Source organism: Brevibacillus fluminis, from assembly GCF_003710825.1.
GTDB classification, from domain to species: domain Bacteria; phylum Bacillota; class Bacilli; order Brevibacillales; family Brevibacillaceae; genus Brevibacillus_D; species Brevibacillus_D fluminis.
This window is the reverse complement of sequence record NZ_RHHQ01000008.1, coordinates 396,186-421,506: the sequence shown is the minus strand read 5'-3', so window position 1 is coordinate 421,506 and position 25,321 is coordinate 396,186. Positions and strand designations below refer to the sequence as shown.

Annotated in this window: 24 protein-coding genes; 18 read left to right on the top strand and 6 right to left on the bottom strand. The window is 50.5% G+C overall.

Annotated features, from left to right (window positions below; translation table 11 throughout):
• The first annotated feature begins 3 nt into the window (after positions 1 to 3).
• The 6 genes from EDM56_RS11380 to EDM56_RS11355 all read left to right on the top strand — a co-directional run bounded on the left by EDM56_RS11380 (position 4) and on the right by EDM56_RS11355 (position 6,526).
• The gene (locus tag EDM56_RS11380; RefSeq protein ID WP_122918017.1) at positions 4 to 825 is read left to right on the top strand and encodes a carbon-nitrogen hydrolase family protein; all 822 of its coding nucleotides are present in this window, start codon (positions 4 to 6) and stop codon (positions 823 to 825) included.
• Position 826: 1 nt separating this feature from the next.
• Entirely contained in the window at positions 827 to 2,299 is a 1,473-nt protein-coding gene (locus EDM56_RS11375) for an aldehyde dehydrogenase family protein (RefSeq protein ID WP_122918016.1), read from the top strand.
• A 93-nt stretch (positions 2,300 to 2,392) separates the two neighbouring features.
• A complete protein-coding gene (locus EDM56_RS11370) occupies positions 2,393 to 3,505 on the top strand; it encodes an ABC transporter substrate-binding protein (protein WP_122918015.1) in 1,113 nt (370 codons plus the stop codon).
• 171 nt (positions 3,506 to 3,676) lie between these two features.
• On the top strand, positions 3,677 to 4,597 hold the full coding sequence (locus tag EDM56_RS11365; RefSeq protein WP_246009364.1) for an ABC transporter permease: 921 nt from the start codon (positions 3,677 to 3,679) through the stop codon (positions 4,595 to 4,597).
• 18 nt (positions 4,598 to 4,615) lie between these two features.
• Complete coding sequence (locus tag EDM56_RS11360; protein ID WP_122918014.1) at positions 4,616 to 5,425, top strand: ABC transporter permease; 810 nt, start codon at positions 4,616 to 4,618, stop codon at positions 5,423 to 5,425.
• Between the two features lie 15 nt (positions 5,426 to 5,440).
• Positions 5,441 to 6,526, top strand: coding sequence for an ABC transporter ATP-binding protein (locus EDM56_RS11355; protein WP_122918279.1), 1,086 nt, complete (start codon positions 5,441 to 5,443; stop codon positions 6,524 to 6,526).
• 68 nt (positions 6,527 to 6,594) lie between these two features.
• Here EDM56_RS11355 and EDM56_RS11350 read toward each other — a convergent pair whose 3' ends face one another.
• The 5 genes from EDM56_RS11350 to EDM56_RS11325 all read right to left on the bottom strand — a co-directional run bounded on the left by EDM56_RS11350 (position 6,595) and on the right by EDM56_RS11325 (position 11,522).
• Positions 6,595 to 7,824 carry an MFS transporter gene (locus EDM56_RS11350; protein ID WP_122918013.1) on the bottom strand — a complete coding sequence of 410 codons (1,230 nt, stop codon included), beginning with the start codon at positions 7,822 to 7,824 and terminating at the stop codon, positions 6,595 to 6,597.
• 174 nt (positions 7,825 to 7,998) lie between these two features.
• A complete protein-coding gene (locus EDM56_RS11345) occupies positions 7,999 to 9,099 on the bottom strand; it encodes an ABC transporter permease (RefSeq protein ID WP_122918012.1) in 1,101 nt (366 codons plus the stop codon).
• Entirely contained in the window at positions 9,096 to 10,046 is a 951-nt protein-coding gene (locus EDM56_RS11340) for an ABC transporter ATP-binding protein (RefSeq protein WP_122918011.1), read from the bottom strand. Before EDM56_RS11340 ends, EDM56_RS11345 begins: the two co-directional genes overlap by 4 nt.
• Before the next feature lie 411 nt (positions 10,047 to 10,457).
• Positions 10,458 to 10,835 carry a hypothetical protein gene (locus EDM56_RS11330; protein WP_122918009.1) on the bottom strand — a complete coding sequence of 126 codons (378 nt, stop codon included), beginning with the start codon at positions 10,833 to 10,835 and terminating at the stop codon, positions 10,458 to 10,460.
• Positions 10,836 to 10,883: 48 nt separating this feature from the next.
• Positions 10,884 to 11,522, bottom strand: coding sequence for a Crp/Fnr family transcriptional regulator (locus EDM56_RS11325; protein WP_122918008.1), 639 nt, complete (start codon positions 11,520 to 11,522; stop codon positions 10,884 to 10,886).
• 95 nt (positions 11,523 to 11,617) lie between these two features.
• Between EDM56_RS11325 and EDM56_RS11320 the strand changes: the two genes are divergently transcribed.
• The 6 genes from EDM56_RS11320 to EDM56_RS11295 all read left to right on the top strand — a co-directional run bounded on the left by EDM56_RS11320 (position 11,618) and on the right by EDM56_RS11295 (position 16,649).
• Complete coding sequence (locus EDM56_RS11320; RefSeq protein ID WP_122918007.1) at positions 11,618 to 12,571, top strand: nucleoside hydrolase; 954 nt, start codon at positions 11,618 to 11,620, stop codon at positions 12,569 to 12,571.
• Positions 12,572 to 12,930: 359 nt separating this feature from the next.
• Positions 12,931 to 13,128, top strand: a complete 198-nt coding sequence (locus EDM56_RS11315; protein ID WP_425456296.1) for a rhodanese-like domain-containing protein — start codon at positions 12,931 to 12,933, stop codon at positions 13,126 to 13,128.
• 60 nt (positions 13,129 to 13,188) lie between these two features.
• On the top strand, positions 13,189 to 13,449 hold the full coding sequence (locus EDM56_RS11310; protein ID WP_122918278.1) for a metal-sensitive transcriptional regulator: 261 nt from the start codon (positions 13,189 to 13,191) through the stop codon (positions 13,447 to 13,449).
• Positions 13,450 to 13,623: 174 nt separating this feature from the next.
• The gene (locus EDM56_RS11305; protein WP_183192393.1) at positions 13,624 to 13,887 is read left to right on the top strand and encodes a YokU family protein; all 264 of its coding nucleotides are present in this window, start codon (positions 13,624 to 13,626) and stop codon (positions 13,885 to 13,887) included.
• Positions 13,888 to 14,084: 197 nt separating this feature from the next.
• Complete coding sequence (gene bacA / locus EDM56_RS11300) at positions 14,085 to 14,879, top strand: undecaprenyl-diphosphate phosphatase (protein ID WP_122918005.1); 795 nt, start codon at positions 14,085 to 14,087, stop codon at positions 14,877 to 14,879.
• Positions 14,880 to 15,083: 204 nt separating this feature from the next.
• On the top strand, positions 15,084 to 16,649 hold the full coding sequence (locus tag EDM56_RS11295) for a TolB-like translocation protein (protein WP_122918004.1): 1,566 nt from the start codon (positions 15,084 to 15,086) through the stop codon (positions 16,647 to 16,649).
• A gap of 36 nt (positions 16,650 to 16,685) precedes the next feature.
• Here EDM56_RS11295 and EDM56_RS11290 read toward each other — a convergent pair whose 3' ends face one another.
• Entirely contained in the window at positions 16,686 to 17,924 is a 1,239-nt protein-coding gene (locus EDM56_RS11290) for a MerR family transcriptional regulator (RefSeq protein ID WP_122918003.1), read from the bottom strand.
• Positions 17,925 to 18,065: 141 nt separating this feature from the next.
• Here EDM56_RS11290 and EDM56_RS11285 point away from each other — a divergent pair, with 141 nt between their 5' ends.
• The 6 genes from EDM56_RS11285 to EDM56_RS11260 all read left to right on the top strand — a co-directional run bounded on the left by EDM56_RS11285 (position 18,066) and on the right by EDM56_RS11260 (position 25,281).
• Complete coding sequence (locus tag EDM56_RS11285) at positions 18,066 to 19,403, top strand: APC family permease (protein ID WP_122918002.1); 1,338 nt, start codon at positions 18,066 to 18,068, stop codon at positions 19,401 to 19,403.
• Positions 19,404 to 19,430: 27 nt separating this feature from the next.
• Positions 19,431 to 21,044 (top strand): amidohydrolase, encoded by a 1,614-nt coding sequence (locus tag EDM56_RS11280; RefSeq protein ID WP_122918001.1) that lies wholly within the window; start codon positions 19,431 to 19,433, stop codon positions 21,042 to 21,044.
• Positions 21,045 to 21,262: 218 nt separating this feature from the next.
• Entirely contained in the window at positions 21,263 to 22,114 is an 852-nt protein-coding gene (locus EDM56_RS11275) for a COG4705 family protein (RefSeq protein ID WP_122918000.1), read from the top strand.
• A gap of 102 nt (positions 22,115 to 22,216) precedes the next feature.
• On the top strand, positions 22,217 to 22,906 hold the full coding sequence (locus tag EDM56_RS11270) for a Crp/Fnr family transcriptional regulator (protein WP_122917999.1): 690 nt from the start codon (positions 22,217 to 22,219) through the stop codon (positions 22,904 to 22,906).
• Between the two features lie 113 nt (positions 22,907 to 23,019).
• Entirely contained in the window at positions 23,020 to 24,249 is a 1,230-nt protein-coding gene (locus tag EDM56_RS11265) for an adenosylhomocysteinase (protein WP_122918277.1), read from the top strand.
• A 33-nt stretch (positions 24,250 to 24,282) separates the two neighbouring features.
• Positions 24,283 to 25,281: a Gfo/Idh/MocA family protein gene (locus EDM56_RS11260; RefSeq protein WP_122917998.1), complete on the top strand. Its 999-nt coding sequence runs from the start codon at positions 24,283 to 24,285 to the stop codon at positions 25,279 to 25,281.
• Positions 25,282 to 25,321 lie beyond the last annotated feature (40 nt).

Below are 25,321 nucleotides of genomic sequence, written 5' to 3'. Positions count from 1 at the left end.
CCGATGCGATTATCCATTGCTCAGATCGAGACCCAATTGAATCAAAAGTTTTTCAATCTGGAAAAAATCACGCGCTATGTGCGTGAAGCCCGCAGGCAGCAGTCGGATCTGGTCGTATTTCCCGAACTGTGTCTCACCGGCTACTCGATCGGTCCCTGGCTCGCAGAAGCGGCGGAGAGTCTGGGCGGCCCGTGCATGAGCTATATGAAAGCGCTGTGTCGGGAAGAGGGCATCCACGTGCTGTATTCGTTTCCCGAACGGGAGCAGGAGCGCTATTACGTCACGACTGCCTTGATCAATGACCGTGGCGAGGTGCTCGGCATCTACCGCAAAACCCATCTGTTTGATGAGGAACGGGTGTTTTTCAGCAGCGGGTCTGAGCTGCCGGTGTTCGAAACCAAGTTCGGCACGATCGGCATCATGAGCTGCTTTGATCTGGAGTTTCCCGAGGTGGCGCGCATCTTGAGGCTGAAAGGGGCCAGCATGATCCTGATCCCGACCTCCAACATGCAGCCATACAAGGAATATCAGCTCATCTACACGCAGTGCCGTGCGATGGAAAACGAGATTCCCGTCGCCTTGTGCAATCGCATCGGATTCGAAGGCGAGATGACGTTTATCGGTGAAAGCACCTTCGTGGACGGCTACGGTAAAACGCATGCTTTGCTTTGTGACAAAGAGGAGATCGTCACCTTTCCGGTCCTGCTGTTTCGCGGCACGGACCCCAAGATTCGCCGCATCCTGAACGGGGAAGCGGACTTGTTCGAGCAGCTGTTGCATCAAACAAAACGGTCATCAAATCAAACTACAGGAGGCTTGATGTGAAATGTTGGAACTGAAAATGTATGTGAATGGTGAATGGCAGCAGGCGCAAAGCGGCAAAACCCGCGATGTGGTCAATCCGGCAACAGGCGAGGTTATCGCAAAAGCAGCAGAAGGTGACGTAGAGGATGCCAAACGCGCGATTGCTGCTGCGAAGGAAGCGTTTGACAGCGGCGTATGGTCCGAGCTGCCAGGAGCAGAGCGTGCGCGCGTGCTGTTCAAAATCGCTGATCTGATTGAGTCCCGTCAGGAAGAGCTGTCCCGCCTGGAAACGATGGACAACGGTAAAACGCTGCGCGAGTCCGGCTTCGATATCGCGGATGCGGCTGCCTGCTTCCGTTACTATGCTGGTGCGGTGACCAAGCCGCACGGCCAAACATATAGCGTAGCCGATCCGATGCAAGCGATGGTCGTCCGCGAGCCTGTCGGCGTATGCGGCTTGATCACGCCGTGGAATTTCCCGATGCTGATGGTGGTATGGAAAGTGGCTCCTGCATTGGCTGCGGGCAATACGATCGTCATTAAGCCATCGGAAATTACACCGATCACCTGCACCAAGCTGGTTGAAATCATCGAGGAAGCAGGCGTGCCAAAAGGCGTCGTCAACCTGGTCATGGGAGCTGGCGCGACAGTGGGTAACGAGCTGGCGGAAAGCCAAGACGTCGATCTGGTTTCCTTCACAGGCGGAACGACAACCGGACGCAACATCATGCGCGCGGCTGCGGGCAACATCAAAAAAATCTCCTTGGAGCTGGGCGGTAAGTCGCCGAACATCATCTTTGCCGATGCGGATTTCGACGCTGCAGTTGATTATGCACTGTTCGGCATCTATTGCGGCGCAGGCCAAGTGTGCTCGGCAGGTTCACGCATCTTGGTAGAAGAGAGCATTTACGATCGTTTTGTGGAAGCGTTTGCGGAGCGCGCACAAAAAATTCGCGTCGGCAACGGGCTTGATGCGCAATCCGAAATGGGCCCTGTGGTCAGCCAAGCCCATATGGAAAAAATCCTCGGCTACGTCGAGATCGGCAAGCAAGAGGGCGCGCGCCTGCTGTTCGGCGGCAACCGCTTGACAGACGAAGCGCATGCGAACGGCTTCTTCGTCGAACCGACCGCTTTCGTTGATGTGAAGCAAGACATGCGCATCGTGCAGGAGGAAATCTTCGGTCCTGTGTGCGTGATCCAAAAATTCAAGGACGAAGCGGAAGCGATCGAGCTTGCAAACGGCACCGTCTACGGCCTGGCTGGCGGCGTGTTCACGCAAGACGGCGCTAAAGCGATGCGCGTAATCAAAAAGCTGCGCGCAGGTATCACATGGATCAACGCCTACCATCCAACTTACAACGAAGCGCCATGGGGCGGCTACAAGCAAAGCGGAATCGGACGTGGACTTGGCACATACGGTCTGGACGAGTTCATGGAAATCAAACAGATCAACATCAACCTGCAAGTGGGCCCTGTAGGCTGGTTTGAAGGATAAGAAGAGCGGCATAGACACCGGTGAACAGATAGAGAGAAAGCCGAACAGGCGGAAATAGAATCGGATCAGCGTAAACGATAAGGGGGAGTTCACATGAGAGCACGGCGCAAATGGGGGATCGGCGTCGCCATTCTTTCACTTTTGACATTGTCAGTGGCTGGTTGCGGCGGTTCTTCCGAAGGGGCGTCAGGTAAAAAAACACAAATTAGCGTGCTTGGCTGGGAAGGTTATGCTGATCCGTCCTTCATCAAAGATTTTGAAGCGAAATACAACGTCGAGGTCAGTGCCACGTATGCCGGCTCCACCGATGAAATCATCGCCAAAATGAAAGGCGGCGGGGGCTCGGTCTACGATCTGATCATCGCGTCGAGCGATGTGGCAAAGGCGCTGAATGACAGCAACCTGCTCGATTCAATCAATCTGGAGCACATCAGCAACTACAAGGACATCGCCGAGCCGTTGAAGCAGGTCAACACCAAAAAGGCTGACGGATCGCTCTACGGCATCCCGATGGCATGGGGCCCCAACACACTCATCTATGACGCCGATGTGCTCAAAGAGGAGCCGACCTCCTGGAGCGTGCTGTGGGATCCTCAATACAAAGGGAAAGTCGCGGTGTGGGACGAGATTTCCACGTTGTACATTTCCGCGCAAAAAGACGGGATCGGCAGCCTCGATTCCGCCAAACCGGATGAGCTGTACAGCATGACGCCAGAGCAGCTGCAAAAAGTAAAAGCCGACATGCTGGCGCTGAAGCCGAACATTCGTAAGTACTGGGCGACAGGCGGGGAGCTGAACGATCTGTATGCGAATAAAGAGATCGTGATTTCCAACGGCTGGCCGCTGACCACGCATACCTTGCAAAAGATGGGACGCAATATCAAGGAAACGATCCCGAAAGAAGGAACGAGCGGCTGGATCGACCTACTGATGATCACCAAAGATTCGCCGAACAAGGAAATGGCAGAGAAGCTGCTCGACTTCCTAATCTCGCCTGAGACGCTGAAAAAATTCAATGACGTGACCAACTACTACGTCTCCAACCCGCAAGCAGCCAAGTTCATGGATGCGGATCAAATGAAGCGCAACATGCTGGACAATCCAGATACATACAACCAGATGATGAAAAAGATCAACTTCTGGCAATTCGTCCCTGACCGCAACCGTTATAACGAGGTTTGGAATGAAGTGAAGGCAGGTCAATAGCGTCCGCGCATCGGGCGCGAATTGCGAGCGATGTGTTCCGCTCATGAGAGACGATGCAGTCGGCGGGCAAGGGGAAAAAATCCGCTTGTCAGCCGGCTAGCGTCTCATGGGGCTGCCACAATCGCACGCTTTTACCAAATTGGATGTGGAAAGGAGCGGTCCGGTTTGAGAGTGGAAACGAATCAGCAAGCAACCTGGGTCGGTGCGGAGCGAAACCGGCTGGCTCGATTTTTTCACAAAAACAAAGTCAGGCTGCTAATGGCCTTGCTGCCAGCGGCTTTATGGGCATTATTTTTTCTGTTTATTCCGTATATTCTCATTTTCATCAATTCCTTTTGGAAGCTCGAAAACAGCCAGATCGCGCATGTATTTAATGTGATGAACTACGTGACGATTTTCACGAATCCGCTCTATTTCGGGACGCTCTTGAAAACGTTAGGCATCGCGCTCCTTGTGACCGCGCTTGCTCTTTTGATCAGCTATCCGCTTGCCTATGTGCTGGCATTCAAGGTCGGGCAGCGCTGGAAGATGATATTGTATGTCATGGTGATCATCCCGTTATGGACCAGCTACCTGGTGCGTGCCTTCGCCTGGAAGGTAATCCTTGGTACAGACGGCATTCTAAACAACTTTTTGCTGTGGCTCGGCGTAATCGACCAGCCGATGACGCTGTTTCTCTACAGCCCATTTGCCGTCATCATCACACTCACGCACATTTTCGTGCCATTTGTGCTGATGCCGATCTATGCGTCGTTGGAGCATATGCCTAAAGATTTGATTGAGGCATCCAAGGATTTGGGGGCCAATCGCTTCAAGACGTTCTTCCATATCGTTTTTCCATTGAGCTTGCCGGGCGTGCTTGCGGGATGCACAATGGCATTCGTCCTGTCGATGGGTGACTTTATTGCCCCGGTATTGATCGGCGGACCGGATGGAATCATGATCGCCAACATCGTCGTCAGTCTGTTCGGGGCAGCGTACAATTGGCCGCTCGGCTCTGCGATCGGCATCATCATCCTGCTCTTGGTCATCGGCGTGCTTGAAGTGACGGAGCGGATGGAAAAACGATATGGCAGCGTGACACAGCGCTAAATAAGGAGGGAAGCTGCAATGACTTCTGGTCAGCGGACAGATGGCTTGACCATCGCGATGTGGGCGGTTGCCTTTTGCGTCATGTGCTTCATCTATTTACCCGTGCTGATCATCATTTTTTACTCCTTTAACCCGGATGTCGTCAATTCATTTCCGATGAAGGGCATCTCCATTCGCTGGTACGAAAAGCTGATGGAAAACACGAGCATTTGGAAGTCGCTGCAAAACAGTCTGATGGTTGCGTTTTACGGCGTCACGTGTGCGCTGATTCTCGGAATTCCGGGAGCTTTCGCCATTTACAAATACAAATTTCCCGGGAAAGTATTTTTTCGTCGATTGGTGACGATGCCGCTGATGCTGCCGGGCATCATTACAGGTGTCTCGCTTCTGCATTTTTTCATCCTGGCGGGAGCACGCCTGTCGCTGACCGCGGTGATCATCGGACACATTACGTTTTTGGTGCCGGTTGTGATCACGCAGATCTATGCCCGGCTGGAACGGATCGACTCTGCCCTGGAAGAGGCGTCGATGGACCTTTTCGCCAACCGGATACAAACCTTTTTCCACGTAGTGCTGCCGAATATCCGGACTTCCATCATTGGCGCGGCTCTGCTCGCATTCACGATTTCGCTGGATGAAGTGCCGGTCACCTTTTTCCTGACGGGGCGGGACAATACGCTGCCGCTCGAAATCTGGGCCATGCTGCGGACGGGCATTACGCCGGAAATCAATGCGATTACGACGGTCATCTTCCTGTTTTCCGTGGTGATCATCGTCATGTCGCAATGGTTCTTGGGAAAAGATGAAGCGAAAATGAGAGCGAAATAGGGAGGAGCGGCTATGATGGGTGTCCCGATCGTACAATTGGAAAATTTAAATAAGACGTATGGTAGTTTCATCGCGGTAAATAACCTGAATCTTCAGATTGAACATGGCGAATTCCTCACACTGCTTGGCCCGAGCGGCTGTGGAAAAACGACGACGCTGCGCATGATCGGCGGTTTTGAGACGCCGACCGGCGGCAGCATCTATGTAAACGGACAGGACGTCAAGCATCTGCCGCCATTCAAGCGCGACATCAACACCGTCTTCCAAAGCTATGCACTGTTTCCGCATATGACCTTGTTTGAAAATGTGACATACGGACTCAAGATGCGCAAGGTGCCGAAAGTGGAACGGGAGCAGCAGGCGCTCGAAGCGCTGCGGCGCGTGCAGCTTGAGCATTTGAAGGACCATAAGCCGAGGCAGCTATCGGGTGGCCAGCAACAGCGCGTCGCACTTGCCCGCGCATTGGTCAACAACCCGCGAGTCCTGCTGCTCGATGAGCCGCTGGGCGCATTGGATTTGAAGCTGCGCAAAGAAATGCAGGTGGAATTAAAGCATCTGCACCAGCAGCTGGGCATGACGTTCATCTACGTGACACACGATCAGGAGGAAGCGCTCACGATGAGCGACCGGGTTGCGGTGATGAATGGCGGAAATATCGAGCAGTTGTCCACGCCGGAGGAGCTATATGAAGTGCCGCAAACGCGGTTTGTGGCTGATTTCATCGGGGATACCAACCTGTACGCCGGAGGCGTGCTGGGAGTGGAAGGTGATTCGGTCATTCTCAATCTGTTCAATCAGCGGGTTCATGTACAAAAAAAGCAAGCCTCGGTTACACCCGAGCAAAAAGTCTACCTGTCAATTCGCCCGGAACGAATTCGCTGCTCTGCGCAAACGGACGGGGAGGTTGCGGACAACCAGCTTACCGGCATTTTTGAAGAGCGCGTGTATGTCGGCTCGTTCGTTCGCCAAATCATCCGCGTCTGCGAATCAGACGAACGGATTACGGTGCTTGAAACGGCGCACCAATGCCAGCATTTCACGCCAGGCGAGCGTGTCGCGATCTCGTGGGAGGGCGCGCATGGGGTATTGTTGCCAGCATAGCATTGCGAGTAAAAAAACAGTGACCATTCGGAAGCGGTGGTCACTGTTTTTTTATGGTCGGGTATTCTTCACACCTCGTCGGCCGAAGGTACTTGCTCCATCAACATGCGCATGGAAACCATAATCCCTGCCCCCGATACTACTAAAAGACCAGCTAATACTAGAAAGCCAACTTCTGCACCAGTTGAGTCGATAATTGTAGTGAACAGGGCGAGTAGCAGTAGCCTCATCAACGTACCCACCGAATTTAAAGAGCTGAGCACTCTGCCCATAAAGTGATTGGGCAACAGCTGCATGTAAACGTTCTGTCTAATAAGACGTGTTGAAACGTTGCACCAGCCTAAAAAGGCAGACAGCAGCACAAAAATCCAGCCTGTTGGCAGAACAACTGTGAGAGCAAGAACGAGCGCCATCAACATAAAATGGAACACCATGGACGAAAATGCACCAAATTTTCGACTAATCCAGGCAATGCATGCTCCTGCCAGAACCGCGCCTATTGAATAGGAAACTTCCGCGAGTGAGTAGATGTGTACATCCTCTTTCAATGTCTGTCTCACAAAGATCGGGTTAAGCAGGTTCACGAGCGTAACCGCAATGAAGGGCACAAGAGCAGAAACACCAAATATCATGAAGCCTCTTCTTTCCCTGATGAAGATCCACCCCTGATTAAATTGCTGCCTCCAAGATATGCGGATGTTCTTTGTTGCTGGTTGTTTCACCGTGAAAACGTAGTCCATACCTGATAACAGCACAAACGCTAGTAAATACGTCAATGCGTTTAGCAGTAGTACAATCTGCAGTCCAAACTTGACCAAAAGTAGTCCTGCTAGCGCCCCAGCCGAGACCAAAGCGGTTTGGTTCTGAATTTCTAGTAAAGAGTTGATGGCGTTGTATTGTTTTTGGTCAAAAGTTTCCTGAACGAGGGCTGACTGCGTTGGATAGTGAATCTGAAGCATGAATGTAGTGGTCAAATAAATGAGCACCATCATCCACTCATGATACGTGCCCCAAAATCCCCATGCTGCTAACACGGCGAGCACGATGAAGCCTCCTATCTGCTCAATCTGGAGAATTGCCTTACGGGAAAAGCGGTCAATGACTGCACCAGTAAACGGCCCAATAAGAAACACAAGAATAGAGGAAATCAGCATCGTGGAGCCGAGTAATCTGGCCATACCTGTCATCTCCACTAAATACCACGAAATCCCTATCATGGTCATACCCTGGCCAAACCCGGCAAATAAATTTGAAAAGAACAGCCTGCGAAAATTACGATTCCCAAAAACCTCTCTCACGTGATCGTCTCTCCTTCTAAGGGTTTCATGTTAAGTCCCTTATAAAAAAACATAAAGGGCCTGATCAGAAATGAAGGAGTTTCCTTCATAACGAATCAGACCCTGAGATTTTTGTGGGCGTACGATTTATTCACTACTAAAAGCATAACAGTTTTTGCAGCCTGCTGCAATATGTTACTCCCATTTAAATGTTAGGCTTGCAATAAGGAAAGCGACAAGCATCCAGCCGCCGAGCAGTGCAGCTTCACGCCACACGTCGGCAAACGAGGCTCCGACATTCATGATTTGGCGCAGTGCTGTGGACAAATGAGAAATCGGCAGCAAATTGACGATTGGCTGAAGCCAGTCAGGCATGTTCTTGATCGGATAGAAGACACCGCCCAGAAAAAGCATGGGGAAGGAGACGAAACCGGCAATCGGGCCAGCGCTTTCCGGCGTTTTTGTGAGCGCCGCGATGATAAAGCCGATCGACATGAACGTCAGTGTACCGAGTACGACGAACAGTAGCAGAAGTATCCACGAACCGTTCACCTGCGTTCCGAAAATCATGCTGGCGATTAGCAGCACGATTATCGCCTGAGCGCCGTTTAACATCAGTCGGGCCGTGATTTGCGCGGCGATGAAGCTTCCAGGTTGGAGCGGCGTGCTCTGAAGACGTCGAAGGATACCACGCTCGCGCCAAGATGCGATTTGGCCGGCGACGCCGTTCAGATTGTTATTCATAATCATCATTGCGACGATGCCCGGCACGAGGAAATCGATATATTTCAGTTTGAGGGATTGGACACCCTCAGATTGAATCGTGATGATGGGTGTGTACCCAACAATCTGTTTGCTAATGCCATCGACGACCTGGGATATGATGGGGAGCCCGATCTGATTGGTCGTTTGGCTCGTCTCATCGTAGTATACTGTGAGTTTGGAGCCCTGAGTTGAGGGGGATTTCGCGTTTACAGCAGTTTCATATCCTTTAGGAATAGCGACGACAAGCTGCCGATCGCCATGCTTAAGATCTTTTATCTCCGCATCGAGATCGGCGCTTTCCGTTACTTTTAAAATGGATAGCAGTTTCATCGATGTGAGAAGCGCCTTCGATGCAGTCGTCTGATCTTGGTCGATAACACTGACGGTGAGCGATGTGCTGTCCCCATTTCCGAAGAATGTCCCCAGCATCACCATAAAAACGATCGGAAACAAAAGCGACCAAAATAATACTTGCCGATTTCGCCCGAAAAGTCGTAGCTGGGCTAAAACCAATTGACGATACGCCTTCATTCTTCCCTCAGGCTCCTTCCCGTCATGTGGATGAACACGTCCTCGAGCGTTGCTGTGCGCGTTTGCAAATCGGATATCCGGATGTTCTGCTCAGCGGTTTGTTGTATAAAAGCGGTCAGCGCATTTTGCAAATGATCGGTGTACAAAACGAACGTGTCTTTTCGCTGGTCAACTTGCTTCACATCCGGCAATGACTGGACAAGCGTCAGCACCTCTTGCTCTCGTGCTTTATCGTCTCGAACCCACTCCGGCAAGCGAAACTCGATGGCGCTGTCTGACTGCAGGCTGCGGACGAGCTGCTCCGGCGTATCGAGCGCAACGATTTGACCTTTATCCATGAGACAGATGCGGTCACAAAGCACATGAGCCTCTTCCATGTAGTGAGTAGAGAGCACCACAGTCTTACCACGCTCCTTTAGACGAAGCACGATATCCCACAACGTACGACGAGCTTGAGGATCGAGTCCGGTTGTCGGCTCGTCGAGGAAAACTACTTTTGGATCATTCACGAGTGCTAGCGCAATAGCGAGTCGCTGCTTCTGTCCGCCGGATAAGTTTTTTACACGTTCATTCATTTTTTCGCGCAAGATCATATCGTCTAGCAGCGGCTCGATTGGCACTGCGCTTGGATAAAAACTCGCATACATACGGATGATTTCATGAACGTGCAGCAGGTCGAAAAGTGATGTCGATTGGAGTTGGACGCCGATTATTTCTTTAACCTTTTTCAAATCTTTTTTCGTATCGAAGCCAGCGACAAGTGCCCTCCCTTCGTCCGGCCGTCGTAGACCCTCGATCATTTCCATCGTTGTGGTTTTTCCTGCCCCGTTCGGCCCAAGCAATCCGAACACTTCCCCTTCACGCACTTTGAAATGAATTCCGTTCACTGCAGTGAATTTTCCATACCGTTTGACGAGTCCGTCTACTTCTATGATGGCGTTGTTCAAGGCTGATCCCTCCCTTTCGACATGCCTGCCTGAGAAAAACCTGGATTTATATTACCATAAAAAGGTAAAACTATCCTGCCTGCTAACGCAATGAGCTGCAGTGGAAATTCGGGGGAGGCTGTTAAAGAAGCTATGCCGATTTTTCGGCATGTTCTACCGTCCAGTATTTTTTCCGTGCTGACAATGCGTTGGTTATGGACGTTTGTTTTCGCTCGAAATACGCGAATGGAGGGGGAGATCGATGGGATGGGGGAAAAGAAAGTGGCAATCACGGCCCAGGCTTTTCGTCCTGAACAAAATCCCCTAGCTTGCCAGACATCATCTTTCATATGATAGGGATGCATTTTTGCAATGGCGAGAGAAAAATCTGATTATTTCGGAAAAGGGTGAGTCGGATGAAGGTCGACAGGGCTATCCAACAGCTTTATCTGCACGCACATTGGTAACGATGTTTTGCGAGAGGGTGTTGTGTTGAATCATGGCAAAATGCAGCCGGGTTGAAGACGTACTCGCGATCATTCGGATGGTCGCATGGCTGTGGACAGATAAAAAGACATTCCTGCCCCGCAGCATCTTAGGGCCGTTGATGCGGCTTGATGGTGCAGCGGAACGAGAGTAGAGCAGCTGCTCAACCATCACATGGGAAGGAAGCACGGGATCGGCGCGGATGCTGTACGCTTCCGGCGTTTGCAACGTCTGCAAAACGTGCTCCACAACGCCGGCTTGGCGGGCCATGCTGAAGGAAGCGGAAGCAGCGGCGGATGACAAGGTGCCGGAAGCCCAAAGCAAACAGCCCCTGAAAAAAGCACCAGGGAGGGTGCCTTTTCCATAGTAGCATTAACTTGGCAAAAAATGTTCAAGTTGTTTTTCAATCGCTTCAATGGAGGTGATAGAGAATTTTTTGTTTTTATAATTGATAAAACCCTCATTTATGCACTGGGCGATGGAACGGTTCAAACTTCGAATCGGGGCGCAGACCTCGCTTGATAGCATTTGCTTGGTCAGGGTATCTAAATCGCCGATTTTATAATGATTATGGATGCTTATCAGAAGGCGATCTTTAGCTGTCAATAGGGATAATTGCGCCGCGGTGTCCGAGCTTAAAATTAATTTCGAGGCAAGCTGTTTCATCAAGTAAAAATTGAATTGAAAATCGGTTTTCATCCATTCGTAAACCATTGCTTTATGGATCGCTATCGTTTCGCAATTTTGTTTCGCGATAACGCCAAGCGTTTTTATTTTTTCATTAAAAATCTCTATTTCCCCAAAGCAGCTGTGCGCCTCATAGATATAGAGGGATAGCATCGTTCCGGCGTAAGTTTGCCGATACACTTCGGCGATACCTGCAGTCAGAATAAAGAGATAATCATTGTGCTCGTGCGGATGAATGATAAGGCTGCCTTTTTTATGCCTTTTGTAAATAAATTCTTTCTTAATCCGCTCGGGCGCGACATTTACGATATCTTTCAAATTCATATGCTCACCTTCATTTTACCTTTTGGTCATTTGACCTATTTATCATTATAGTTGAACGATATAATAAGGCCAAATTAGAAATGGAGGTCTTATTTATGAGGAAAATTATTATTGATACAGATACCGGAAGCGACGATGCCGTAGCATTAATTATGGCACTGAAATCAACGGATGTGAAAGTGGAAGCAATCACAACCGTTTGCGGCAACGTCCCGCTGGAATTGGCAACAAAGAATGCACTGATGACCATCGAGGTTGCTAACGCTCAAAAGCCGCCTCTTTATGTTGGAGCAGCCAAACCGCTGATGCGTGATTTAGTTACGGCTGTGAATGTTCATGGCGAAGATGGTATGGGAGATTGTGATTTAATTCATCCTACTCTTTTGCCGGAGACTAAGCATGCCGTAGATGCGATCTTGGAGATCATTGAGAATAACCCTGGAGAAATCGAAATTGTAACCATAGGTCCTGTTACCAATATTGCCCTTGCCATATTAAAAGCGCCTGAAACGATGAAACTTGTCAAACATATCTATACCATGGGCACTTCCGGCTTCGGACCCGGGAATACTACACCTGTTGCTGAATTTAATGTGTATGTCGATGCAGAGGCTTATCGTATTATGTTGTGCTCAGGTATACCTATTACGATCATTGGATTTGACGTATGTTTAGGAGAAGCTGCTTTGAATAAGGCTGATATGGATGTGCTTCTATCGAGTGGCAAGTCGGAAGCCGAGTTCTCCGTAAGATGCAACCGTTCCTTGCTCGAATACAATATACAAAGAAGTAATGAGCATATTGTTGACTTGCCTGATGCTGTAGCAATGGGTGTTGTACTTTGGGATGAAATCGTAGTTGAAGACAAATTGTGTTACTGTTATGTCTGCACAATAGAAGCTGCTGCCTACGGTCAAGTGATTATCAATGACGGCAGTAAGCTTGCCATATCAGATGGCTTTGCAGGGCACATCCCTAATGCCAAAGTTTGCAAAACGATTAATAATCAATTATTTAAAGAAAAATTGATCAGCTTGCTTGTACAGTAAGGAGAAATCATGTCTATAAAACTATGTCCATTGTTTTATTCACTCAGAATAGTGGATATAGGTATAACTCCGCCATCATTACAGCACTTTTCCTGATGAGCAGCGCTGCTTGAGTGGCTAACGGGATTCGATAGTTCAATGGAGCAGTCTAAAACTTTTCTTGCTTTCACCTAGGTGTTGCGATTCCCCTTCAGTCTACTTGCACCCGTCCGTGGTGTATACCTGTCACATTCGTCGAATCGTCGGAAGAATCCAGATCGTTTCTTGACTTTTCTTCCTGTCCTCTTAATAATACCCTTAGGGGTATATTGGTAGAATAGAACCTGGCTGGGTGTGTCGCGTCCAACGTCGCCGACGGCTTGGGCGAAATTCGCGAACGTTTATGCGACCTGCCCAAAAACCAAACCGTTCATGTCTCCTGCCAGGTAGGGCTACGCGGATACCAAGCAGCACGAATTTTGGTTGAGAACGGCTTTGCTGTCAAAAATGTCGATGGCGGCTACAAGACATATGCTGCCGCTGCACGGGAGAAGGAGCTCTTGGCCAAGGCTGACTAGAGAAGCTAGGCAAAAGAGGGGAAGAACGTAGAGTCTGCAAAAAAGGTGGGGCCGCTGATGATTGAATATGGTACGGATGTAAAAAATCGATTGCGCCGCGCAGAAGGACAAGTACGCGGTGTTCTGAAAATGATGGAGGAAGGCAAAGAATGCCGGGAGGTCGTCGCACAGCTGTCCGCAATCCGCACCGCGATCGACCGGTCTATCGGACTTGTGATCGGCAACCATCTGCAAGCGTGCATTCGCGAAGAACTGGAAAAGGGCAATGATCCTGACCAGGTGATCAAAGAAGCGGTCGAGCTGCTGGTGAAGAGCAGGTAGTCGTTTACAAAAGCTGTTTAGTGCCGGAAATCAGGCACAAAACTGCCGGATATTCAGCGTTGATGGATGGCATGAACGCACTGCGATGCATGAATCTCGGGAATTTCTCGTTTGGCATGCTCCTTGCTACTTCTTCTAGCAATGCGCGTGAGCAAACAGGGAGGTTATCATACGATGGAATGCCAATGGTGTAATGAAACACATACAACTGAATCGACGCAAGATTGCTACTGGACGATGCCAGATGGCAAACGTACGCTGCGTATCCTGCAAATCCCTGCGGTAGACTGTCCGAAATGCGGCGTCTATATATCGGAACCGATGAATCAAAAGGTTGAAGAAAACCTGGTCATCGCGGACTTGACCGGATACCCGGACACATTGACATACGACCAGATTTTGCACGCACCTAAGATCCGGCTGTTCGATTTGAAATAAGCAATCGCATACCGCTGACATGCCCCGATGCTCCTTATTGGAAAATCGGGGCATTTTCGTGCCTTGAAAAAGCCAATTGCCAAAAACGAGTGTCCCCATCATAATGTAGAAGGTGGATTGAGCTATTCCATATTTCTGCTTCAATTCGATAGTAGAATGTTAGAACCAATGTGAAAGAAAAGAGATGGAGGCGTAGCATGCATTACTGGGTAGCCATTATCCTGGGGATGGTCGAAGGACTCACGGAATTTTTACCGGTATCGTCTACCGGCCACATGATTTTGACGGCTGATCTGTTAAATTTCACCGATGAAAAAGCCAAAACATTCGAGATCGTTGTTCAGCTTGGATCGATTCTGGCTGTCGTCGTCTTGTACTGGCGCCGTTTCCTGAGCGTGCTGGGCTGGGAGCGTCAACGGGTCAAGCGGCCGCGGTTGAACCTGCTCCACATCATTTTGGCGATGATTCCGGCAGGCGTGCTGGGCGTCGCGCTTCACGGCGTAATCAAGCAATACTTATTCGGTGCACAAACAGTGCTCATCGGTTTGATTGCAGGCGGGATTCTCATGATTGTCGCAGAAAAGCTTCCCCGCCGGACAACAGCGCAATCGCTCGATGAGATCAGCTATAAACAAGCTTTTGGAATTGGTCTGTTTCAATGTCTGGCATTGTGGCCAGGCTTCTCACGGTCTGGCGCGACGATCGCCGGAGGACTTTTGCTTGGGACCACGCACAAAGCGGCTGCTGAATTCACGTTCCTCGTCGCCGTTCCAGTGATGGTCGGGGCGAGCGGTCTCGATTTGCTGAAAAGCTACCAAAACCTGTCGATGGATGATTTGGGCTTTTTCATTGCAGGCTTTATCACGGCATTCGTTGTCGCAATGTTCGCGATCGTGAGCTTCCTGAAGCTGCTGCAGCGTTTCAAGCTGACGCCATTTGCGTACTATCGGTTTGTGATTGCGGTGTTGTTTTATTTCTTTATTCTTCGTTAAGTACATGGATAGACGGTATGATTCCTGGGAATCATGCCGTTTTTTTGTGCAAAACGAAAGGCTGCTCGCTGTGAAAAAACGCTAGAACGAAACGTACGCTGCCTAATTTTTGAACTTGTAAAATCGCAGCTGTAACATTGCAAGGGCTCAGACGTCTACTATGCGAAAACCAGAATGATCGTACATTGATGGAGGAAGATCAGGATGAAGAAAAGCGGTGTAATTCCATTTGTTTCGATTCTTGCCATGACTGCGGCTGTCGGGACTTCGAGTTTTGCGGATGCGTCTGTCGCGAGCAATGTGCCTGTGCCAGCGGTGAGTGCAGCGCCTGTGAAACCAGCGGCGAGTGCAGCGCCTGTGAAACCGGCGGCGAGTGCAGCGCCTGTGAAACCGGCGGCGAGTGCAGCGCCTGTGAAACCAGCAGCGAGCGCGGCATCCACGAAACCGGCACCGAGCGCAGCACTAGCAAAACCAGCAGCCGCCTCCAAGCCAAACGCATCGAAACAGCAAGCATCACCGCAGCGCGTGGCGGCAGAATCCGTCCCCGCTCGCATCGCCTTCACCAATCAAAATCACCTGTGGGTAATGGACGCAAAAGCAAAGGGAGCCGCTCCCAAGCAGGTGACAACGCAAGGAACCGTGGAGATTGTCGGATGGTCGTACAACGGGGAGTGGCTGATGTACAAGCAATACAAGACCGAGGATCGGTACAGCTCGGATCCGGTCTTGTGGGTAGTCAGAGCGGATGGCACGGGGGCTTATCCGATCGAGACGATGCCGGTGTACCAAACGGCAAAATGGTCGCCGACCGCGCTGCAGCTCGCTTATGCGACAAATAATCCGAAAGGGCACAATCAGACACAGCTTACCATCGCAACCATCAGCGCTGGCAAAGTGACGGCAAAGAGTCGGATCGATCAGGTGAATGCAGGCGATTTCACCTGGATGCCGGACGGCAAGGCGCTGCTGGTTGCGACACCAGCGACCGTCGGGGTGCCGCCGCGACTTGTGAAAATGGACTTGGCTGGCAATGTCGCGAAAAGCTTTGGCATTGGCGAGAAGCCGACGGCAAATGACGTGATCTACATGAGACAGGCGGCGGGTATGGCGGTTTCGCCTGATGGGCGCTATGCCGCTTACTACCAGCTGCCCAATTCCTCGTCGCTTGCGGCAGACGGTGTCTCGCTAATGCTTCTCGATCTGCAGCAGCCGGCGAAGCGGATCGAGCTGGGCGGATCACTCGCGTACAACCAGTGGCTGGCATGGTCTGCTGATAGCAGCCGGCTCGCATTCGTGGAAGGAGGCGGACGCGAGGCGACGACCGGCAAGCATCTGATGATCGCTGAGCGCCGCACCGGTTTCCGCCCGACACAAGCAGGGGAAGAGAAGCTTCTCTCCTTGCAGCCGGAATGGGGCAATGCGGCAGGCAGCACGCTGTGCTTTGAGCAAGGGAAAGAAAATCTGTCATGGATGGGGAACTACGATTCGACGCGCGTCCTGGTGCCGGGGCAACGGATTTGGCAGCGGACGGCGGATGGAAAAGCGCATGCCGTAACGACAGGTCCGGCGAACACGGCGGATTACGCGCCGATCGTTTCACCTGATGGCAAGACAATGCTCTTTTTGCGCCTAGACAGCGCCGAACGCGGATCGCTGTATATGAAGAGCGGGGCATCACAGGAGGGTGAACTGCTGCGCAACGTGACGGGAGAAAACGGCTATTACGGCAACTATTTGCCAGGATGGGTTGCCGTGTATTGGACAAAATGAGTGCCTTGGGGCGTAAGCAAAAAAACAGCGTGATTCTCAGAAATCGCGCTGTTTTTTTGCAATGTATCCCTCTAGAAACAAGCGTTCATCTCCGATGTGATGCTCGATGTAGATGCCTGGCTGGGTGGTATCTCCGATGGGTACCGTTTCAACCAGGTCAAACTGGCAAGTTTTGATATGGGTTTCGATAAACGCCTTTTCCGAGTTCAGTGGGTAGGCCTCTGGGTAGAGCTCTCGCATTTTTTGCAGTGATTTCGCGCCATTCTTGTAGTAAGAATAAATCCCGATAATCGTGCTGTCTTCCTTGCAATGCCGATTTAGCTTGGCGAGCGGGAAAATTGGATTGAACAGGGAGTAATCGTTGAAGGAGAGACTGTCGATGATATAGTCGACAGATTGGTCGGCAATCGGCAAATGCAGCGACGTGTTTACGATATACAGAACCTTTAGCTTGGGATTGATGAACGTCAGCTTTCCTTTCAGTTTCTCTACCATTTCCCGTTTGCTGCCGCAAAAAATATACATGGCGTCGTCTTGAAGCAAATGCAGGAATTTTGGCAGCATTACAAATGTATCAATGCTGGGCTCCAGAATCACCTTGTTTGCCAGCGGATAGCTTTTCAGCCGTTGATAAATAAACAGCCCGCTTTTGGTCATCAGCTCTATCAATTCGGTGCTTACTTCACCCAACGTTTTTGGTTCATAGAAGTAGGCTCTGTTTTGAATCGAATTGTCTAGATTGGGGGCATACAGAATTCCGCTTGCAATTTCGGCCTGAAAGCCGCATGAACAGGTCACGTCAGCATCCATGATCGACTCTCCGTGAATGCGGGCGTTTTTCAATTGAAGTGAACCTGAACAGACGGGACAGCGAAGCAGAGGGAGGAACGAAATGGAGATGCCGGTTTCGGTTTCTTCTTCTTTTTTTTGATGGACAGTATCGATGATTGCGTCGATGTTTGCGATGGCTTCATAGCGATTGGCAATTTCCCGGCGCAGCTCTTCCTTCTTGGTATCCAGGAGCTGTACGAAATTTTCCAGATCCTCCAGGTCACTCAGCAAGGTCACGCGTTTGATTTTCAAGATGCCGCCGATTTCATTTAACGTAAAGTGAAGAGATTTCAATTGAGTAATAAACGTCATATCATCTTCACACGTTTGGTCATAGTCATAATAGGCGTATTTTTTCACTGGGATTAAAAATCCGAGGTTCGTATAATAGCGGATCGTATCGATAGAAACATTGAATTTTTTGGCAAACAATCCGATTTTCATATGTCCTCGCCTCCATGGAGTATACTCCGTGCTTTTATTGAAAAACGTCCAAAATCGGCGATTGCCCTATAGATAAGTCTTCACTCTACTATGGAGTCAGGAAACGCGAAACCGTTTACATTCTTAGAGGAGGAATACGTATTGGAAAACACTCGCTTGGAACGTTCGCTGACTCTTGCACCGCTAGTCCTATTCGGCATCTCGTTCATGGCGCTCGGTACAGTGTTCAGCACGTATGGCATTGCTGCCCAGCTGACGCAAGGGATGGTTCCCGTTGCTTACATTTTAGCATTAGTCGCGATGCTTTTTACAGCGCTTAGCTATGGAAAGATGGCGGGAGCTTTCCCGATTGCAGGCTCGGCCTACACGTACGCCCAAAAAGCGATCTCCCCATCGGTCGGCTTCATGGTTGGCTGGAGCATTTTGGTTGACTATTTATTTATCCCGATGGTCAATTACTTGATTTTTGCTAGCTTTTTACACGCGGCATTGCCATCGGTGCCTGAATATGTCTGGATTTTGCTGATGATCGTGCTCGTTACCTTCATCAACATCAGAGGAATTAAGCTGGCGGCGAATGTTAATACGCTGATCAATGCTTGTGCGCTTCTATTTATCGTGACATTTTGTGTTTTGTCGATCAGGCACATCGCGACAAATCAGAGCATCTTCCATCTGTTCTCAATTACGCCGTTCTTCCAGCAAGGAACAACAGGTTTTACGGCAATCATGGCAGGCGCTTCTCTTCTTTGCTTTTCCTTTTTGGGATTTGATTCGGTTACGACGTTTGCGGAAGAAGTGAAGAATCCGGAGAAGTTGCTTCCGCGCGCGGTGATGATCGTGACGTTGGTCGGTGGGCTCGTCTTCATTGTCGTATCGTATCTGGCCCAACTCGTCTATCCCGATTACACGTCATTTGCCGATCCCGATTCTGCTGCGTTCGTCATCATTCAATATGTCGGCGGAGACCTTTTGGCATCCTTTTTCATCGTGATGATCGCGACTGGCACGTTTGGCTCTGCGATGGTTTCCCATGCCAGCGTCGGACGCCTGCTTTATTCGATGGGGCGCGATGGCGTGCTGCCCAAGAAGCTGTTCGCCTACCTTCATCCAAACTGGAAAACGCCGATTTTCAATCTTTTGCTCGTGAGCGCGATCAGCTTGTCAGCGCTGTTTATGACGCTGGGAACGGCAGCATCGCTCATCAACTTCGGCGCTTTTCTCGCTTTTAGTTGTGTGAATATTTCTGTGATTACTCATTTTTTCGTCCGTAAAAAAGAACGTACAGGCTGGGCGCTGTTCCGCAACCTGCTCTTTCCGATCATCGGGACGATGATGGACCTTTATTTGCTCGTTAATCTGGATTCCTATTCTCTTATTCTGGGGATCATCTGGTTTTGCATCGGTTTTGTTTATCTGCTTGTCCTGACAAAAGGGTTTAAACGAAAACCTCCACAAATGGAAATCGATGCAGCCTAATTCATACTCATGGAAGGAACGATATACATGAAAGCAGATTTGATTGTAAAAGGCAAAAAAGTATTTACGGGCTTGCAAAATCAGCCAGAGGAAGCGGCTGTTGTGATTTGCGGAAACAAAATCGTGGATGTTTGTTCGATTGAGGAAAGCCGTGTCTACCAAGGGGAAGGGACAAGGGAGCTGGTCTATACCGATCAATTAATCGTGCCCGGATTCCATGACGCCCATCTCCATATCATGCTGGGCAGTATGATCGAGAACTTTTGCGTGATGCTCGGCGACGCCAAATCGGAGGAAGAAGCGGCTGCGATGGTGAAGGAATACGCCGATCTGCACCCGGAAGACGAATGGATTATCGGTTTTGGCTGGGACCGGAATGCATGGGAGAGCAAACGTGACCCGCATAAAAGCTCATTGGATCGCCTTTTGCCCGATCGCCCCGTTTTTCTTCTCAATGTAGAGGCGCACTACGGATGGGTCAACAGCTGTGCGCTCGAACGGGCCTGCATCGACGAAACCACGCCTGCACCGGATTTTGGCATCATTGAAAAGGATGAAAAAGGGGAAGTAACCGGTATTTTGCACGAATCGGCGATGGCCCTCATCACATCCATTGCGTATGCCTTCCCCCGCCCAAAACAGGAAGCGTTGCTCGCAGGCTTCTTATCGCACACGGCCAAACACGGAATCACCTCTGTGGACGATTTGTACGGGAGCCGGGCGAATGAGGCACTGGATGATTATAGCTTGTTCAAGGCATTCGACGAATCCGGAAAACTGACGACGCGCCTGCATTTTTATCCGCCGATGAATGGGGATATCGAGCGTGCTAAGCGTCTGCGCGATGAATTCCGCTCGGAAAAGCTGCAAATGAGCGGGCTGAAGCAATTCGTCGACGGGGTTGTGACTGGCCACACGGCATATATGCTGGAGCCGTATCGGGACAAACCGGACTCGCACGGAGAGCCTGCATTTCCCGAGGAGGATATCAAAAAGTGGGTAGCAGAGGCAGACAAGGAAGGCTTCAAGGTCCGCCTGCATGCGATTGGAGACCGGGCGATCCGGCTTGCGCTCGATTCCTTTGAAGAAGCGAAAAAAGCCAATCAGACCGGCGATCTCAGGCATGCGGTGGAGCATGTGGAGGTCATCAATCCCGCTGATCTTTCCCGTTTTCATGAGCTGGGCGCAATCGCCTCCATCCAGCCGATCCATCTGGCGCTGATGCCAGCCGATGGTTATCTGAATGCGATCGGCGTGGAGCAATCGCCTTATTGCTATACGAGTAAAATGTTGCAGGATGCCGGCGCGACGCTTGCCTTCAGCAGTGATTTCCCCGTTGCACCGATCAACCCGATGCTGGGGCTGCATCGTGCCGTCACACGGATGGATTACTATGGACAGGTACCGTGGAATGAAGCGGAAGCGGTCTCGCTCGCTGATGCGATCCGCTATTATACGCTAGGCGGGGCATATGGCGTCCATCGCGAGCACGAGCTGGGCACGCTGGAAAAAGGCAAATATGCCGATATCGCCGTGCTTGACCGCGATTTGTTTAGCATACCAGCAGACGGCATCAAGGATGCAAAAGTGGTGCTGACTGTGATGGATGGGCAGATCGTGTATCAGGCGGAATTGGATTAATATTGTGGAAAAAAACAGGGCTGTCACCGGAATGAGCGTTTTGGTGACGGCTCTGTTTTTCTTTGTCTCCGGGAATGCAGAATCAGGGGATTAGGGAATTTCATTTGTTTTTAATTTTAAGATAGTAGCATGTCTGCATGACTGTTCAAAGAGAGGTGATTTCATAGATAGTGAAAAAAATGGTCACGCTCACAATGCAGAGAGGAGAAAAAATCGAAATGGCAACTGCTAAAGATGTAGTACGTTCATCCATTAATAAAATACCCCAACTTACACTTTTGTTCTGGATTATGAAGATTGCTGCGACAACGTTGGGAGAAACCGGTAGTGATTTAGTTACGGTTCCGGGAGCAGAAGATAATTATTTGATACCGTTTCTCTTTTTCATTGGTGTTTTTGTGGTTTTTTTAACCATTCAACTGTTCGCCAAGAAATATATCGCTCCCGTTTATTGGACTGTAATAACGTCTACAAGCCTTGCGGGTACAGCATTTTCTGATTATATGGATCGCTCATTAGGTTTAGGCTATATGAAGGGTTCTCTCCTATTAATCAGTTTGCTGATTCTAATCTTTCTTTTTTGGTATTTCACCGAACCAACATTAAATGTGAAGAGTATTGCAACCAAACGAGTTGAAGTGCTTTATTGGATTGCCATATTAATTTCTAACACTTTAGGTACAGCAGCAGGAGATTTTTTATCGCACAGTGCTGAAGGAGTTGGCAAGCTAGCTGGCGGAGGAAACTTCCTTGAACAAGGATTAGGGCTCACCATCGCTCAAGGCGCAATGATAACAGGAGGGCTAATTGTAGTAATCGTACTCGCGTATTTTCTAACAAAGATTAGTCGAGTTCTTCTATTCTGGTTAGCATTCGTATTGACACGTCCTTTTGGAGCGACATTTGGGGATTACTTGATTAAGCCGCATGACAAAGGTGGACTTGGATTAGAGAATGGGACAGAGATTGCTTCTGCCATTTTATTGGGTATTCTTGTAATCTGTATTCTTGTCGAGTACGTATCTCGGAAAAAAGTGGTTTCGCACTTGTCGCCATCTGGTGAACATTAATACCTGAGTTCGTCATCCTCCCTCTCGTAGTATAATGAACGTGCCAGAAGTCGTTTGGCACGATCCTGAGTAAATCAAGCGCCGAGCGAGGGAGGAACGAAGATGCAGCTCGCCCATTGGACTAAAACACACACGTGGCTCGCATATATGCTGACAGACATACCTGTGGACATCCAAAGCCACTTTCTCGCGAGAAAATTCTCCAGCCGCACCGTCATCTGCAAAAAGGGCGAGCCGATCATAAGCGTGTATATTCTCTGCTCCGGCACCATGCGGGTCGTGAACGAATTCGATAGCGGTCATCTATACGCGTTCACCGACGTTAATCCATACATCTTGATCGGAGACACGGAAATCCTTGCGGACGAAGGCGTTTTTGCATGCACTGTGGAATCCGTGACGGATTGCTTGGCCGTGCAAATGAGCCGGGAGGATTTCCTCGCCTGCTTCGAGCACAGCCATGTGTTTGCGAAGGAAGTTGCCAAAACAATTGCGTCCAAAGTGCACAGCCGGTCTTTATCGATCGGTGAAAACATGTATTATTCGATTTTGTTCAACCTGGCTTCGCTTCTGATCCAGTTGGCGCAGCCGGAGCTGGCGGACAAGCGGGCATTTCTCCTTCCACTCAACCGCCAGCATCTAGCCGAACGGCTGGGTGCAAGCGTCAGGTCGGTCAATCGGGCGATCAGGAAGCTGAAGGAAGAAGGCTACCTGTCCATAGTGAAGGGCAAGATCATGATTGTGCAGGACCAGCTGGTACGGCTCGCGGAAGTGGTGGATCAGTTCAAATAAACCGATTGCAGGCGGCTGATCCAGAGCTCGGCTGGTTGTCCCTCATTTTAAATACACTTTATGCAAAAAAGGACACGTGTCCTTTTTTTTGCTTTTTTCCGGGGCTATCATCGATGTACGATGTGATCTTATGGAGAAATGAGGGACGTGCATTGACCAGCGAGGTACAGGGTAAGGAATTCATCGACATTGGGAAAAAGGCAATCCGTTGGGCACAGATGAACATGAGATCGCTGCAGCAGCTAACAGAGGCCTTTCAGCAAACGAAGCCGTTTTCCGGTCTGACGATCGGCATGTGCCTGCATGTGGAACCGAAAACAGCCATTTTGTGCAAGGCGCTGCAAGCGGGCGGGGCACGCATGGTCGTCACGGGAAGTCCGGGTACGACGAGGGATGAAGTGGCAGCGGCTCTGATGGACGAAGGCATCATGGTCTATGGTCAAAAGGCAGACGGTCGCGAGGAGCATATGCAAAATATCCATCATGTTCTTAGCCATAGGCCGAATATTTTGATGGACAACGGCGCTGATTTGACCAGGACGTTGATCCAGCATTACGGCACTGAAGGGCTGATTGGCTGCACGGAGGAAACGACGACAGGGGCCAACCTGCTGCGGGAGGATTTGCGTGGCGCGTTTCCGGTCCCGGTTATTGTGATCAATGACAGTCCGCTGAAAAAAGTGATTGAGAATGAGCATGGCGTCGGACAAACCGTCATCGAGGGCTTCATGCGTACGACGAATCTGATTGTACCGACTAGACGATTCGTTGTCATCGGCTATGGCACATGCGGGCGGGGGATCGCTCGGTACTTGCGCAATCTCGGCGGGCAGGTGGTCGTGGTAGAGCGCGATCCCATCGTCGGCCTGGAAGCGGCGCTCGACGGATTCCGTGTGGCAGCTTTGGAGGACACGCTGGAATTCGGCCAAGTGTTCATCACGGTTACTGGGCGTCCGAATGCGATCGTCAAGGCGCATCTGGACAACATGCAGGATGGCGCCATTTTGGCCAACGCAGGGCATTTCTCATGGGAAATCGATTTGGCTGCATTGCGGGCGGAGGCGATCTGCATGGAGCGAATCTCGGCCGATATCGAGCAGTTCATCATGCCGGACGGACGTCGGATCATGCTGCTGACGAAAGGCGAAATGCTGAATTTGGCACAGGCCGGAGGCGGAGGCAATCCGTTGGAAACGATGGATTTGGGCTTTTCGCTGCAGGCGCTGTCCGTTTTGTATCTGGTGAATCATCATGCCCACATGTCGACAGGCCCGCAGCCCGTGCCGCATGAAGTGAACGTGGAGGTCGCTAGCACGATGCTGAGGCTGCTCAGTCCGCAGTAACGATTTTCAGCCAAGATGACAGGAGCGAAGCACATGAACCAAAAACCTACACTTTGCTTCATAGGAGCCGGATTTCATGCAACAACCAACATTTTGCCTGCCGCAATTGAAGCGGGAGTAGTGATCCAGGCAATAGCCACCCGCAGCATCGATCGGTCGAAGGCTGCCCTCCAGCGATTCGGAAGCAACGGGACACCTTATGACGATTATCGGTTGATGCTTGAGCAAGAAGCGTGCGCCGGCGTTGTAATCGTGGCGCAGCCGGACGATCAATTCGCAATAGCGATGGACTGCATCAAGGCAGGCAAGCATGTGTACGTAGAAAAGCCGCTCGGTTGGAATGCCGAGGAAGCAGCGCAAATCGCTGAAGCTGCCGAACAAGCGGGCGTCTCGCTAATGGTCGGCTTCATGAAACGGTATGCGCCTTGCTACCGTAAACTGAAGGAATTGCTGACGGACAAAACATTGGGGCAAGCACGGTCGTTCCAAGCCAAATTCCTGGTGGACAGCACACCGTTTTGCCGCGACGACGAGCAGTTTCTCAAACTGGCGGCGATTCATCTGATCGACCTTATTCGCTATTTGTTCGGGGAAGTGGCGCATGTAGCCGGGTTTCACAACAGCGAGGGCGCATCGGTTTCCCATACACTTTCGCTACAGTTTGAAAGCGGCGTAGTCGGAAGCGTGTACCTCGCGGGAATGAGCGCATGGTCGCGGGAGAAGGAAAGCTTGCTGATCACGTTTGACCATGGATACGCATCCGCGGAGGACATCGAAACCGTCACGATTCATCAAGCGCAGCCGTCTGCCGCCGCTTCGTGGAAGTCGCTTGCGGAGCAAACGGTGGTTCTGACACATTCGGCCTCAACTATGTCGGGCGGGGTTAAAGACCTGCATTTGCGCGGCTTCGTCGACGAGATGGCGCATTTCATGCAATGCTGTCAAGCGGGCGTTGCCCCGTTGTCCAGTGGCCGCGACAATGTCGGCACGATGGAGCTGTGTGAGCGGATTATGGCCGTTTTGAGAGGATAAGCGGAAGAGATGCGACGATACGTTAAAGGAAGCCACCTGC

Excerpts from the sequence above, each read along its gene's own strand:
- EDM56_RS11270 (WP_122917999.1), top strand. The coding sequence starts at position 22,217 with ATGCAGCTCGCCCATTGGACTAAAACACACACGTGGCTCGCATATATG.
- EDM56_RS11290 (WP_122918003.1), bottom strand. The coding sequence starts at position 17,924 with ATGAAAATCGGATTGTTTGCCAAAAAATTCAATGTTTCTATCGATACG.
- EDM56_RS11305 (WP_183192393.1), top strand. The coding sequence starts at position 13,624 with ATGGAATGCCAATGGTGTAATGAAACACATACAACTGAATCGACGCAA.
- EDM56_RS11265 (WP_122918277.1), top strand. The coding sequence starts at position 23,020 with ATGTACGATGTGATCTTATGGAGAAATGAGGGACGTGCATTGACCAGC.
- bacA (WP_122918005.1), top strand. The coding sequence starts at position 14,085 with ATGCATTACTGGGTAGCCATTATCCTGGGGATGGTCGAAGGACTCACG.
- EDM56_RS11375 (WP_122918016.1), top strand. The coding sequence starts at position 827 with ATGTTGGAACTGAAAATGTATGTGAATGGTGAATGGCAGCAGGCGCAA.
- EDM56_RS11280 (WP_122918001.1), top strand. The coding sequence starts at position 19,431 with ATGAAAGCAGATTTGATTGTAAAAGGCAAAAAAGTATTTACGGGCTTG.
- EDM56_RS11320 (WP_122918007.1), top strand. The coding sequence starts at position 11,618 with ATGAGGAAAATTATTATTGATACAGATACCGGAAGCGACGATGCCGTA.
- EDM56_RS11355 (WP_122918279.1), top strand. The coding sequence starts at position 5,441 with ATGGGTGTCCCGATCGTACAATTGGAAAATTTAAATAAGACGTATGGT.
- EDM56_RS11260 (WP_122917998.1), top strand. The coding sequence starts at position 24,283 with ATGAACCAAAAACCTACACTTTGCTTCATAGGAGCCGGATTTCATGCA.
- EDM56_RS11325 (WP_122918008.1), bottom strand. The coding sequence starts at position 11,522 with ATGAATTTGAAAGATATCGTAAATGTCGCGCCCGAGCGGATTAAGAAA.
- EDM56_RS11360 (WP_122918014.1), top strand. The coding sequence starts at position 4,616 with ATGACTTCTGGTCAGCGGACAGATGGCTTGACCATCGCGATGTGGGCG.
- EDM56_RS11380 (WP_122918017.1), top strand. The coding sequence starts at position 4 with ATGCGATTATCCATTGCTCAGATCGAGACCCAATTGAATCAAAAGTTT.
- EDM56_RS11275 (WP_122918000.1), top strand. The coding sequence starts at position 21,263 with ATGGCAACTGCTAAAGATGTAGTACGTTCATCCATTAATAAAATACCC.
- EDM56_RS11295 (WP_122918004.1), top strand. The coding sequence starts at position 15,084 with ATGAAGAAAAGCGGTGTAATTCCATTTGTTTCGATTCTTGCCATGACT.
- EDM56_RS11370 (WP_122918015.1), top strand. The coding sequence starts at position 2,393 with ATGAGAGCACGGCGCAAATGGGGGATCGGCGTCGCCATTCTTTCACTT.
- EDM56_RS11345 (WP_122918012.1), bottom strand. The coding sequence starts at position 9,099 with ATGAAGGCGTATCGTCAATTGGTTTTAGCCCAGCTACGACTTTTCGGG.